Genomic DNA, 12396 nt, shown 5'->3' on the forward strand with positions numbered 1-12396 from the left:
TTCCTGAAGCCGTATATGCGGCTGTCATGCACCCTCACCGGGAGATCTGATGGTCCTCCGCTCTCTCTTCCGCAACGCACGGTCTGCCGACACCAAGCCGACACCGTCCCCAGCCCCGCCGACGGGCACGGGCGCCCGGACGTTCGTTGCCGACCCCGCCCTGGCCGAGATCTCCGGGGAATGGCTGTTCGACCAGTCGCACAGCACCATCGGGTTCGCCGCCCGGCACGCCATGGTCACCCGGGTCCGGGGGAGCTTCGCCGACTTCGACGGCTGGCTTCTCCTGGACGGTGAACGACCGGAACGCTCCGGAGCCGGGGTGGTCGTTCGGGCGGCCACCGTCGACACCCGCGTCGCGCAGCGCGACCGTCACCTCTGCAGCGCCGACTTCCTTGACGTCGAGCGCTACCCGACCATCACCTTCAGCAGCACCTACATCGAGCAGGTCGGTGAGGACCGCTTCCAGACGACGGGCGCCCTCACCGTCAAGGGCCGCACGCATCCGATCACCATTGACCTTCTCTACACGGGCTTGGTGGTCGACGCCTTCGGCGTCGAGCGGATCGGCTTCGACGGCACGGCCATCGTCAACCGCACCCAGTGGGACCTCACCTGGAACGCGATGCTGGAGACCGGTGGCCTGATGGTCAGCGAGAAGATCGAGCTCGAGTTCGACATCTCGGCAATCCGTGTGCCCTGACCGCGCCCGGCGGATCCCAGTACGCCGGCCGGCGCCGGGGTACCGCCCCGGGCGCCGGGTGTGGGTCAGCCTCCTCGGCTGACCGTCACCGGTCCCCGTGGTCCTCCACCAGGTTGCCGATGAGACCGGCGGGAGGGGCGTGGTCGTGGTGTCGTGGCCGCGGCGGTCAGTCCAGGTCGGCCTGCCACAGGTCGGGGCCGAAGACCTCGTACTGGATGTCGCGCGGGGCGACCCCGTGCTCGATCAGCCGGCTCCGTACGGCCTGCATGAAGGGCAGAGGCCCGCACAGGTAGTAGAGGGCGTCGCCGGGGACGTCGACGGCGGACAGGTCCATCTGTCCCTCGAAGACGCCGGCCACCGGTTCGAGGCTGTGCGCGTCCTTTTCGTACCAGAGGTACATCCGCGCGTCCCGCAGCGCCAGTACGTCGTTGACCACTTGCCGCCGCAGCGGGAGGGACGCCTCGTCGAGGTCGGCGTGGAGAACGGTGAGCGACAGTCCGGAGTCGGCCGCGACCAGGTGCGACAGCATGCCCGCCATGGGGGAGATCCCGATGCCCGCGCTGGCGAACACCACCGGCCGTCCCGAGTCGTCGAGCACCACGTCGCCGTACGGCAGCGACAGCGTCAGGAGGTCGCCCACCCCGACGGAGTCGTGCAGCAGCGCCGACATCTCGCCGTCGGGGTCGCCGTCCTCGCCGCGCACCCGCTTCACCGAGAACTGGCGGTGCTCGCCGTCGTCGGCGCGGGTCAGGCTGTACTGGCGCGGCTGGAGCTTCCCGTCGGGCATCCGCATCCGGACGGTGACGTACTGGCCCGGCAGTGAGGTCTTCACCAGGCGGTCGTCGTTCCGCTTGACCACGAAGGTGACCACCTCGTCGGTCTCCTTGATCTTCCGTTCCACCCGCCAGTCCCGCCAGACCGTCTCCGGCCGGACCCCGCGGGCGCTGTAGAGGCCGCGCTCCTGGTTGATCAGGGCGTTGGCCATCAGCCAGTACACCTCGTCCCAGGCCGCGGCCACCTCCTCGGTGACCGCATCGCCCAGGACGTCGCCGATCGCCCACATCAGGTGGTCGTGGACGACCTGGTACTGGTCGGGTCGGATACCGAGCGAGGCGTGCTTGTGGGCGATCCGGCTCAGCAGTTGTTCCGGCACCCGCTCCGGTGTCTCCGCCAGAGTCGTCGCGAACGCCGCCACCGAGCCGGCCAGGGCCCGCTGCTGATGGCCGTGCGCCTGGTTGCCGCGGTTGAAGACGCCGTCGAGGAGTTCGGGATGCGCGGAGAACATATGCCGGTAGAAACGCTGGGCGATCTCACCGATGTGGTCGGCGACCACGGGGAGCGTGGCGGTGATGACGGGACGGGACGTGTCGGAGAGCATGCGTTTTCCCTCCGGGGTCGGCGGGCACTCCTGATCCGCTCCAGGTACCCGTCACCTCCCGCGTGACACGGCCTGCCAACGGTCAATCTCGGCGTACGAGGGCCCCGGCGAAGGGTTCGCCGGGGCGTCGGGCACAGGCGTGATCGCGGAACACCCGCAGGCCCCCGTTCCGCCCGCCGCGCGCCGGCGCAACGTCCGAATCGTGCGGCCGCCCCGCCGCCTATGGGGCTGTATGTCTTGTTAACGTCGTCAACGGTCATCTTGCATTGATGCAGGTAGCCGGGCTGTGTACGGTAGAGGGTATGCCACAGACCCCGGCCACTCCGACGAACCCGTTGGTGACAGGTTCCGAGATCGCCCGAATCGCGGGTGTCACCCGAGCCGCCGTGTCCAACTGGAGGCGGCGGTACGACGACTTCCCCGCCCCGGCCGCAGGCGCGGCCAACAGCCCTCTCTTCGACCTGGCCGAGGTGCAGGCGTGGCTGAACAAGCAGCGCAAGGGGCAGGACGTCACCGACGAGGTCCAGCTGTGGCAGGTACTGCGCGGAGCCTACGGCGACGACATCCTCGGCGGGCTCGCGGACGTCGCGCAGGCCCTCGCCGCCCCCGGCGGCGAGGAGCCGTCCGTACTGCCTGGGCAGGCGGTCAGCCTGGCCCGCCGCATGGCGGAGGAGAGTTCCCCGGCCGACGTGGTGAACGGGCTGGCCGAGCGGTTCACGGAGTCCGTGCGACGGGCCGGATCCGATCAGGTGACCTCGCCCCGCGTCATTCGCGCCGTCCGGCACAGCGCCGGTGACCTTGCGGCCGACGCGGTGCTGTTCGACCCGGCATGCGGAATCGGCACCCTCCTCCTGACCACCGGGACGAACCGCGGCAGCAGGCGGTACGGCCAGGAAGTGGACACCCGCAGCGCACGGTTCGCGCGCTGCAGGGCCGAACTCGCGAAGCCGGCTCCCATCGAGGTCAGGCAGGGCGACTCCCTGCGCGCCGACCAGTGGCCGGACCTCAAGGCCGACCTCGTCGTCTGCGACCCGCCGGTGAGCGACACCGACTGGGGACGGGAGGAACTGCTCCTCGACCCGCGCTGGGAACTCGGCACGCCCTCTCGAGCCGAGGGCGAGCTCGCCTGGCTGCAGCACGCCTACGCACACCGCGCCGGGCGGCCGGGTCGTCATGGTGATGCCGGCGTCGGTCGCCTATCGCAAGGCCGGCCGTCGTATCCGTGCCGAGCTCGTCCGTCGTGGCATCCTGACCCAGGTCACCGCTCTGGCCCCGGGCACGGCTGCCGCGCACTCCCTGCCCGTACACCTGTGGCAGCTGCGACGGCCACGGACACCGGGCGATGCCGCCGCCACCATCCGCATGATCGACCTCACGGCCAACGACCCGGACGGGCCCTTGGAACCACGCCCCGAGCAGGTCACCGACATCGCTCAGATCGACCTGCTGGACGATCTGGTGGACCTCACCCCGAGCCGCTACGTCGACGAGTCCCACCGCGACTTCGTCACCGAATACGACGCCCTGCACCGCGAGTTGGCCGAGCAGGTGCAACGCCTGAGCGAACTGCTCCCCACCCTGGTCGCCGGCGAGGGACCCGGCGCCCTCGACGGGGCCAGTGTGAGCGTCGCCGACCTCATCAAAGCCGGACTGGTCGAGTACGAGGACCCGGAACCGGTCTCGGTCAGCGACCAGCTCGACACGGACTTCCTCCAGGGCTTCCTGCACAGCGCCGGCAACAGCCGCCGCTCCACCACCACCAGCGGCACCTTCCGGTTCGACGGCAAGGGCGCCCGCATCCCTCAGATGGACATCGCGGCACAGCGCCGCTACGGAGCGGCCTTCGGCGCACTCAGGGAGTTCGAGGAGAGGTCGCGAAGGGTGGCCGAACTCAGCAGGCAGATCGCCGCACTGGCGCGGGACGGACTCGGCAACGGCGCCCTGAAGCCCGGCGAGTGACGGGACGCGGCGGCGGACATCCCGGGCTCACCGGGGCAGGAACGGGCTGCCCGCCCCACTCCACGACACCGCGAGCGCCTCTCGGGACCTCGTGCACGCCACGAACAGCAGGCACCGTTCCCGCAGCAGTTCGGACTCGTGCTGCACAGTGTCCACGGAGGCCGGTGTCACCTCCCGTCACCCCTCGGCGAGATACTGCAGCACCTCGAACTGGTCCTCGGGCAACAGGGTGCCGAAAGCCTCCAGTTGGGGCTTGCCGATGACGGTCCGCACCGCACGGAGCACCTGGTCGTCGAGGCCGAGTTCACGCAGCACCGTGTCCGAGTACCGGGCGAACAGCAGGGAGCCGGCAGCGGCGGCGGCCTTCTCCAGTCGCGGCGTCAACTGCTCGATCGCCACCACGTTGCGGACTTCGAGCGCCCTGGTCGCCGCGTTCGTCGTGTACAGCCGCTTGGCGGCCCAGGTGTAGGCGTCGTCGTGCCGGACGACGTTCACCAGCAGGAAGACATCGCTGCCGTCGTCCGGGGTGAGGACCACACCGCGCCAGAAGTCGTTGATGCGGATGGTTCGCATCCGCGGATCGCGCGCCTTCTCGACGGACTCCAGATGCAGACCCTTGTCCGCCTGCAAGTCGGGCACGGTGAGCTGCTGGAACTTCCACATCGCCTTGCGCACACCGGTCTTGACGGGCTTCTCGAGAACGTCGTAGCTCTCCCAGAAGCTGTTGGCGAACGCAAGCTACGGCACGTGTCCCCCTGACCCTGAATGGACCATCCGGGGCCGGTCATACGCATCGGATGCACACCGTCCGACTGTCACCTCGGCGCGTGGACATCCTTGCAGTTCCGTTGACATTATCAACGGACTGCATCTACTGTTTACCCATACATCCTCGCCGTGACTGAGGTGGCGGGGTGCGTACGTGAACATCCGGCACTGCCCTTGGGGGGACCATGCACGCCCGTATCAGAATCGCCGCCGCCGTAGCCGCCGCCGTCGGCGCGCTCACCCTCACCGCCTGTGACACCGGCAGCACCGTCGTCGACAAGCCGAAGGACAACGCCGCCGCCCAGGCGGACAGCGGCAAGAACACCGCGAAGGAGAAGTCCGACGCTCCTGAGGTCGCCAAGGTCGGCGACACCCTCACCCTGGAGGGCTTCGAGGAGGGCAGCAAGCTCGACGTCACCGTCGTCAAGGTCGCCGACCCCGCCAAGTCGGCCGACGAGTTCATGGAGCCCGCCTCCGGCAAGCGGTTCGTCGGCGTTCAGTTCCAACTCGTCAACACCGGTAAGGCGGCCTACAGCGACAGCCCGTCCAACGGCGCCCAGGTCGCGGACAGCGAGGGCCAGCAGTTCGACGCCACCTTCGGGGACATCACGGCCGGGCCGTCCATGGCCTCCGGTCTGAAGCTCAAGCCCGGCGCCAAGGGCCTCGGCTGGATCGTCTTCGAGGTTCCCGAGGCGGCGAAGGTCGACACCGTGCAGTTCACCATGGACTCCGGGTTCGCCGACAAGACCGGCGAGTGGAAGCTGCGGTAACCGCGGTTACCGCAGTAGCAGGAGTCGCCCCAGGAGGTCGCGTCAGCCATTCCTCATGCGCCGCGCGACCTCCGTGACGTCGGCGAGCAGCCCCGCCGGCTCCTGGTCCAGGTCGAGGGCGTGCTGGTGGATCAGGATGCCCGCGTGGCGCACCCGGTGGACCGCGTGCGAGGCGTTGCCCTTCGCGTAGACCAGGTGCCCCGCGCTCAAACCGAGGGCGGTGCAGTACGCCAGCATCTGGTACAGATCGGCGTCCGGGTAACCGCTCCGCTTCTCCGCCTTGTACTTCGCGTCCGCGACCGCGCACGGGGTGCCGTCCGGCCCGTACAGCACGAAGTCCGGCCGCATGCGGATGGCGGCGGCCTCGTCGAGGTGGTGACTGTCCTGGAAATGGGAGGTGTGGCCCGACCCGCGCAGGGCATCGCGCAGGGCGACGGTCACGAACTCCTCGAAGAGGCGGTTCATGTCGAAGAGGAACCCCTCCATGCGCAGCCCGCCGGGCCCGTGCTCCGGTGAGGCACCCTCCCACACGGCCCGCGCCAGGTGCAGGGCGTGGTGGTACCGGGCGTTGAGGCGGCTCGGACGCCACTCGGGCAGGGGCCGACCGCGCACCGGCACCGTGACGTCCGCCAGCCGCGCCCGCTGGTGCAACAGCCTCCGGCGCACCTCGCGCGGTACTCCCGGCAGCCGCAACAGCCGCTCGACGGCCGCCCGCAGGATCCGGTTCTCCGCGATGTCCGTCGTGAACTCGTCGTACGTCACCTCCACCGGCAGCGTCGCCCCGAACCGGCGCCGTATCTGCTCGGCCTCCCGGATCCGGCCCCGCACGACCATCGAGGTCTCCTCCGTCACCCGGTAGCCCTGCAGCAGCCCTTGCCGCAGGGCCCGGTCCACCTGCCGTTCCACCGCATACGCGAGCGCCGGCAACAGGTCCCGGTGCTCGGCGACCTCGACCTCACCGTCCCGCCAGGCACCGGTGGGATCGAGGCTGTATCCGAGGAGGAATAAGAGCCGGACGATCGGCACCTTGGGGACGATGCGGACCGTGAGCGGATCGTCGTGACCCGGCACCGTGAGCGTGACGGCTCCGACCTTGCTGCCCGCCCGCAGCGACCAGCGGCCCGGGGAGTACGGGTCCGGCGCGGCGTCCACGACGCGCAGGGCCGCGAGCGCCCGCCCCACCTCGTCGGACATCGCTGGCACTGCCGCCGGGTGACGTGGACCTGGAGCCGCTGCTGCGGCCGTACGGCGAGGCCGCCGATGCCTACCGCTGGGAGCCGGTGGCGACCTGAGCCGGGACGGCTCCCATGACATCCGAGGGAACCGGCGCTTCTCTACTGCGCCGGGCCCGGGGCGCGGCTGCCGTGAGCGTTGGCACCAGTTCACCAAGTTTCTCGTCTGCGTGTCCCGTTACGAGGGCGCGACCGACTTCGAGTCGGCCTTCGCCGTCCCGACTGCGCACCAAGGTCCCCAAGGGCGTCGGCCTTCAGGACCGTGCGGTGGCCCTCCGTCCGTCGTCCGTCAGGAGTAGGTCCAGCGCCATGAGTTCGCGCTGTAGGTGCACTTGATCCGAGTGCCGCCGGCGGTCGTCGTCGTGGCTCCGTGGTCACTGTTCCGGCAGAACTGTCCTGCCTGGTAGCAGTTGCCCGCGTTGGAGACGATGGAACAGGTGCCGGTGCCAGTGCCGCTGCTGGTACCGGATCCGGCGGCCCTGGCGGTTTTGGTGACGGTGACGGTGACGGTCGGGCCGGGTGTGGTGACCTTCTTGGTCTTGGTGACCGTGGGGGTGGGCTTCGGCTTGGGAGTGGCGGTTACGGTGGCAGTCGCCGTGGTCGTCGCCGTCGCCGTGGCCGTAGCTGTGATGGTCGGCACGGGCTTGGCGGCCAGCGCCTGAGCGGCGTCGACCTCGCTCTGCGCGGACTGGGTGCCGCCGATCGCCCCCAGGGCGAACAGAGCGGCGCCGACGGCCCACAGTCTCTTGCGCTTGTGCAGCGGCCGTATGCCGGCCGGGTGCTGCGGCTGGTTCTGCGGATTCACGATTCCTCCCAGGAACGGTCGGTGATGGGAGAGGCGTTGCTGTCGGAACGTTTCGGACAGCGGGGATCAGTGGAGGGTGCTTCCTCGTGACCTGCGTGGGATCGCCCTCTTATGAGGTGCCGAGGTGTCGCCGGGTTTCCCGTGACGTCCGGTAGGGCCACGGCGGTTGAGGCGCAGGGTGCTGCCGGGTGGTTGTGTTGTTGCTGGCGGGAGCATGACGCATGCATGTTGGTAATGTCAACGGATAGTCACATCGCTTGCTGTCGCGTATGTGTACCATCGCCGGTGTGAGCCGCTGGGCGTGAGCGGCAATGCCGGACGTTCGACGGGATAGTGCACAACGAGATACAGCAGGCCTTTTATCGCCCCGCGGTAGTCCGGTATTAAAGTGTCTCCGCCGATGAGGGGGCGCATCGAGCCACTGCCACCTGTCCGTACGGGCCGGTCGCAGCCCGGTCGTCGACGCGGCCGGCCCCTGAAGTCGACCGCGCCGGGCCGATCAGTGGCCATGGGGGCGCAGAACACCAGGGGGGTACATGACTTATCAGCACGGTCTGTGTGAGCAGACGCTGTCCGTCGGACAGCCGTCCGCAGCGTCGGCAGGTGCACCGTGCCGGTGAACCTGCCCGCCCGCATCGGCCCCTACCGGCCGACCCGGCACCTCGGAACCGGCGGCATGGGCACGGTCTACTACGCGACCGACCCCGACGGCGGGCCTCTCGCCATCAAGGTCCTGCACCAGGACTTCGCCACCGACCCCGCCCACCGGGCCCGCTTCCGGCGCGAGACCACGATGCTCCGCAAGGTCACGGGCCCCTACCTCGTCCCGCTGGTCGACGCCGACCCCGAAGCTCCCGTGCCCTGGCTGGCGACCGCCTACGTCCACGGCAACACCCTGCACCAGCACGTCCGGGACGACGGGGCCATGGGGCCGGACAACCTACTGACCTTCGCGGCGGCCGTCGCCCACGCTCTGGCCTGCATCCATGACACCGGCGTCGCCCACCGAGACCTGAAGCCGACGAACGTACTCCTCGCGGCCGACGGGCCGCGCGTCGTGCACTTCGGCATCGCCCACCACCTGGACGCCACCGCGACTTCGGTGACGACCGGGACCCCCGGGTGGATGGCACCGGAGCAGCTCACCGACGGCACTACCCTTCCGGCCTGCGACATCTTCGCCTGGGGCGTGCTCGTCGCCTACGCCGCGGCAGCCTCCCACCCCTTCGGGGCCCCACGGGCATCACGCACCGTATCGTCAGTGCCGCGCCGTCGTTCAAGGGAGTGCCCGACGCCCTGCTCCCCCTCGTGCGAGAGGCCCTGCACAAGGAGCCCGGACGGCGCCCGAGCGCGGCGGAGGTTGCCGAGCGGACGGCAGCCGTGTACGGGCCGACGGGCACCGCCGTCTTCCCGACCGTGGCCTACACGCGGCCCCTCGACCGCGCTCCCGAACGGATTGACGTCGACGCCGATATTGGTGTCACCGTGCCCCTGGACCGCGCGCGCGATGGAACGTCCCCCTGCCCGCCGGGCATCCTGCCGAGGAAGCGCCTGCCGGCGAAGAACTTGCAAGTGACGCCTCCGCTCCTCCGCCCGTGTCCCCGGAACCGTCGTGTCCGGCCCCTCCGAAGCCGTCCGGAGAACCGACACCACCGGTAACCGCGCAGACCGCACCGTCGGTTCCCCCGACTCCCCCCTACCCACCGCTTTCCGCACCGCCCCCAGCGTCGGGACCGTTTCCTGCCGGGGCATCACCCGCCAGGCGCCGTACACGACGGCGGGTCCTCTGCCTGCTGGCTGCCGCCGCGGTCGTGGGTCTCGCCGCCGGGGGCGTAATGGCCGACGTGACCGCTGGTGACACCGAGACCGGAGCCGCCGACCGGCACACCGTCACCGACAAGACGGCCGAGCCGGAACAGACGGCGCCGAGTCCGGACGCGGCCACGGCGACTCCCGCCGTGGACGAGTCGCCGAGCGCGGACGATACCGCTGCCGAAGAGGAGCAGGAACCGGTTCAGGTGGCCGTCTTCGGCGGCCTGCGTATCACCGTTCCTGCCGACTCGAAGCTGATGTTCCAGTCGAGCGACGAAGACACGGACCCCGAAAGCGGCTGGCCTTCGGGCCCGACCGTCGCGACCAGTGTCGACTTCTCTCTGAGGGACGACCCCGACACCGGCGTACGCATCCTGTATTCCCCGTCCCTGACCCTCGATCAGATCCGTGAGGGACAGCTCGAGTCCGGTGCCATGTGGTCCACTGATAGCGAGGACGACTTCAGTTCCACCGACGAGTCGGTGATCTCCGTGAAGGACCGGCCGCTGACCGACATCGGCGGCAAGAAGGCCATGCACTGGAACATCGGCACCGATGTGCTCCCCGACTACGACGGCTCCCGCAAGAACAGCCACCGCGTGTGGTGGCTGCTGTACAGCAGGCACGCCACGGCCTCGGCGGAATCCTGAGCGCCCTGCCGGGAGCGCACTACGTCAACCACCCGTGGCGCAACCGGGCCGCCGAGTAAAGCCGGCCCAGCTCTCGGCCGCGGCGCGGTGCGGGCTGCACGTACCGCCGACGCTCCTCACCAACGACGCGGAGCAGGCACGGCGGTTCGTCCGCGACCACGGACCGGCCGTCTACAAGCCGCTGTACAACAGCGACTACACCGGCCGGGACGGCCACGGCCTCACGGTGTGGATCGAGGAAGTCGCCGCGGCCGATCTCGACGCCGGGGTCGGCCACACGATGCACCTGTTCCAGAGCCGCGTGGACAAGGTCGCGGACATCCGGCTCACCGCAGTGGGGAACCGGCTGTTCGCCGTGCGGATCGACGGGTCTCCGGGACTGGACTGGCGTCGGCACTACGACGACCTCCACTGCAGCCTCATCGCCACGCCGTCCGACGTGGCGAAGGCCGCGCACGACTACCTCGCCGTGTTCGGCCTGGTCTACGGCGCCTTCGACTTCGGGCTCGATGCCGCCGGACGGTGGCACTGGTACGAGTGCAATCCGAACGGACAGTTCGCATGGTTCCCCGAGCCCCTCACCGACCGGATCACCGCAGCCCTCGCCGACCAACTCCAGCACCCCGACCGGGACCGCCGATGAACAGCACCACGATCCTCCGCCAGAGCCTCGCCGGCGAACTCGCCACACAGGGCCTGCTCACCGATCCGGCATGGCGCGCGGCCGTCGAAGCCGTGCCCCGAGAGCTGTTCCTGGGCGACGCCGTCTTCCGTTCCGGCGCTCTGCATCAGGAACCCCCAGTCTCCGCAGCGCCCCGCGCGTACCACGGGGTCTGTTGGAGCGACTGCGAGGAGAGACATGAACGCGACGGAACTCGCCTGGTACAAGTCCAGCTACAGCGGCACTCAGGGTGACAGCTGCGTGGAGGTTGCCATCGCCGAGCGGGCCGTCCATGTGCGGGACTCCAAGGACGTGTCGCGGCGACCGTTCGCCGTAGGGCGGGAGGGCTGGGCGCACTTCGTGGGCTTCGCGGCCCGGGACTGACGGGCGGCCGGCCCTGGGGCGGCGCCTGGCGACCCGGCCCCACGGGTGTGTGCGTGCCGACTACGCGTGCGTGATTGTGCGCCGCTTGCCGTCGTGGCTCGGTGGGTGGTGAGGGCGAAGCCCGGCCGGGCTTCGCCCTTCCGCACGGTGTGACGGTGTTCAGGCCGTCCGGGCACCACTCGTGGGCGTGCGGGTCAGGAGTGCCAGCGGTCGCGGCCGTCCGAGCCGGGGCCGCAGACCATCGGGGTCCCCTTCTTGGTGACGCCGGTCGCGCCGGGCGGGGAGCAGTACGAGCCGGGGTGGACGACACCCACACCGCTTCCGCCGGTTGAGCCGCCGGACGACGAAGAAGAGTCGTCGTTGTCGGACGTGTCGCCGCCGGTGCTGCCGCTACCACCGCTGCTGCCGTTGTCCCTGTCCTGGCGGGCGGGGTCGTTGGCAGGGATCTTGTAGGTGGTGTCCTTCGCGGCCGGGCAGTCCTGGACCTGGCCGGCGTCGGACCACTGGCCCAGGTCGAGGTGGACCGTGGTGCTGGAGGTCACTTCGGTGTCCTCGTCCGGGTGTTGGAAGCACACCCGCCACTCGTCACCTTCCTCGGCGGCCTCCTCGGCCGTGGGAGCGTCGATGTCGAGGTAGACGTCGTCGAGCGTGACGCGGTCGAGGTCGATGCCGACCTGGTCCAACTCCTCGATGGCTGTGTTGTAGGTGCCGCCGACGAGGTCCGGCATCACCGGCCACGGGAGTGGGCCGCCGTCCTTCTCGGGGCAGGGCTCGCCGGCCTTGACTGCGGCGAAATCGATGGTCTTCGCCGCCGTGTCGGCCTTCTGGAAGCACACCGTCCATCCGGACCGCATGATGATCACGCGGTCCTCCTCGGCGGCGTCATGACGAACGGGGGTGAATCCCGCCGAACGTGCCCCCTTCTCGGCCTCGTCCAGTGGCTTGCCCGTGTAGTCGGCGAACTCAGGAGTCTTGGGCGCAGCTGGGGGCGGCGTGCCTCCGGCGTTCGCGACGTCCGCGGGCTTCGCGTCCTGCGCCCTGGCCTCGGACTTGGCGGTCCCGCTGTCGTCGAGCTGCCCGCTCATGCCTGCGCTGATCAGCAGTAGGAAGAACGCGCCGACCGTGGCCCCGAGCCGGGCGTACCAGCGCCACGCGGGCAGGACCCACACCGCCACCATGGCTGTGAGCATTACGAGAAGGCCGAGCCCGAAGCTCAGTGAGATCGTTTCATCCTGAAGTTGCAGGTCACGGGGCTGGTGTGGCCGGTCATGGGGGTG

The 12396-nt window shown here is 69.7% G+C and carries 11 protein-coding genes and 2 pseudogenes; 7 read left to right on the forward strand and 6 right to left on the reverse strand.

Annotated elements, in window-relative coordinates:
* The first annotated feature begins 49 nt into the window (after positions 1-49).
* Positions 50-700, forward strand: coding sequence for a YceI family protein (locus ACFPZI_RS35200; RefSeq protein ID WP_381371221.1), 651 nt, complete (start codon positions 50-52; stop codon positions 698-700).
* A gap of 166 nt (positions 701-866) precedes the next feature.
* Here the strand turns inward: ACFPZI_RS35200 and ACFPZI_RS35205 are convergent, their stop codons facing one another.
* Positions 867-2078, reverse strand: coding sequence for a globin domain-containing protein (locus ACFPZI_RS35205; protein ID WP_381371222.1), 1212 nt, complete (start codon positions 2076-2078; stop codon positions 867-869).
* Positions 2079-2380: 302 nt separating this feature from the next.
* Here ACFPZI_RS35205 and ACFPZI_RS35210 point away from each other — a divergent pair.
* Positions 2381-4037, forward strand: a pseudogene (locus tag ACFPZI_RS35210) (N-6 DNA methylase).
* Positions 4038-4064: 27 nt separating this feature from the next.
* On the opposite strand, the gene ACFPZI_RS35215 reads toward ACFPZI_RS35210, so the two are convergent.
* Positions 4065-4193: a hypothetical protein gene (locus tag ACFPZI_RS35215; RefSeq protein ID WP_381371223.1), complete on the reverse strand. Its 129-nt coding sequence runs from the start codon at positions 4191-4193 to the stop codon at positions 4065-4067.
* 24 nt (positions 4194-4217) lie between these two features.
* Positions 4218-4775: pseudogene (locus ACFPZI_RS35220) on the reverse strand (DNA helicase UvrD); the annotation flags it as partial.
* Positions 4776-4990: 215 nt separating this feature from the next.
* Between ACFPZI_RS35220 and ACFPZI_RS35225 the strand changes: the two are divergent.
* Positions 4991-5575 carry a DUF4352 domain-containing protein gene (locus ACFPZI_RS35225; RefSeq protein WP_381371224.1) on the forward strand — a complete coding sequence of 195 codons (585 nt, stop codon included), beginning with the start codon at positions 4991-4993 and terminating at the stop codon, positions 5573-5575.
* A gap of 42 nt (positions 5576-5617) precedes the next feature.
* Here ACFPZI_RS35225 and ACFPZI_RS35230 read toward each other — a convergent pair whose 3' ends face one another.
* Both ACFPZI_RS35230 and ACFPZI_RS35235 read right to left on the reverse strand, forming a co-directional pair.
* Positions 5618-6769 (reverse strand): McrC family protein, encoded by a 1152-nt coding sequence (locus tag ACFPZI_RS35230; RefSeq protein WP_381371225.1) that lies wholly within the window; start codon positions 6767-6769, stop codon positions 5618-5620.
* A 327-nt stretch (positions 6770-7096) separates the two neighbouring features.
* A complete protein-coding gene (locus ACFPZI_RS35235; protein WP_381371226.1) occupies positions 7097-7612 on the reverse strand; it encodes a hypothetical protein in 516 nt (171 codons plus the stop codon).
* 616 nt (positions 7613-8228) lie between these two features.
* Here ACFPZI_RS35235 and ACFPZI_RS35240 point away from each other — a divergent pair.
* From ACFPZI_RS35240 to ACFPZI_RS35255, 4 genes are all read left to right on the forward strand, one after another.
* Positions 8229-9188 carry a serine/threonine-protein kinase gene (locus ACFPZI_RS35240; RefSeq protein ID WP_381371227.1) on the forward strand — a complete coding sequence of 320 codons (960 nt, stop codon included), beginning with the start codon at positions 8229-8231 and terminating at the stop codon, positions 9186-9188.
* A gap of 268 nt (positions 9189-9456) precedes the next feature.
* A complete protein-coding gene (locus ACFPZI_RS35245; protein WP_381371228.1) occupies positions 9457-10074 on the forward strand; it encodes a hypothetical protein in 618 nt (205 codons plus the stop codon).
* Between the two features lie 34 nt (positions 10075-10108).
* Positions 10109-10717 (forward strand): MvdC/MvdD family ATP grasp protein, encoded by a 609-nt coding sequence (locus tag ACFPZI_RS35250; RefSeq protein WP_381371229.1) that lies wholly within the window; start codon positions 10109-10111, stop codon positions 10715-10717.
* A 216-nt stretch (positions 10718-10933) separates the two neighbouring features.
* On the forward strand, positions 10934-11119 hold the full coding sequence (locus ACFPZI_RS35255; RefSeq protein WP_381371230.1) for a DUF397 domain-containing protein: 186 nt from the start codon (positions 10934-10936) through the stop codon (positions 11117-11119).
* Between the two features lie 194 nt (positions 11120-11313).
* On the opposite strand, the gene ACFPZI_RS35260 is transcribed toward ACFPZI_RS35255, so the two are convergent.
* A complete protein-coding gene (locus tag ACFPZI_RS35260; RefSeq protein ID WP_381371231.1) occupies positions 11314-12297 on the reverse strand; it encodes a hypothetical protein in 984 nt (327 codons plus the stop codon).
* Positions 12298-12396: the final 99 nt, after the last annotated feature.

Origin of the sequence: Streptomyces chlorus, assembly GCF_042655885.1 — a bacterium.
In the GTDB taxonomy this organism is placed as follows: Bacteria; Actinomycetota; Actinomycetes; order Streptomycetales; family Streptomycetaceae; genus Streptomyces; species Streptomyces chlorus.

Bases quoted from the DNA above. Each gene is read 5' to 3' on its own strand.
- ACFPZI_RS35200 (WP_381371221.1), top strand. From the start codon at position 50: ATGGTCCTCCGCTCTCTCTTCCGCAACGCACGGTCTGCCGACACCAAG.
- ACFPZI_RS35260 (WP_381371231.1), bottom strand. From the start codon at position 12,297: ATGGTGGCGGTGTGGGTCCTGCCCGCGTGGCGCTGGTACGCCCGGCTC.
- ACFPZI_RS35225 (WP_381371224.1), top strand. From the start codon at position 4,991: ATGCACGCCCGTATCAGAATCGCCGCCGCCGTAGCCGCCGCCGTCGGC.
- ACFPZI_RS35205 (WP_381371222.1), bottom strand. From the start codon at position 2,078: ATGCTCTCCGACACGTCCCGTCCCGTCATCACCGCCACGCTCCCCGTG.
- ACFPZI_RS35230 (WP_381371225.1), bottom strand. From the start codon at position 6,769: ATGTCCGACGAGGTGGGGCGGGCGCTCGCGGCCCTGCGCGTCGTGGAC.
- ACFPZI_RS35255 (WP_381371230.1), top strand. From the start codon at position 10,934: ATGAACGCGACGGAACTCGCCTGGTACAAGTCCAGCTACAGCGGCACT.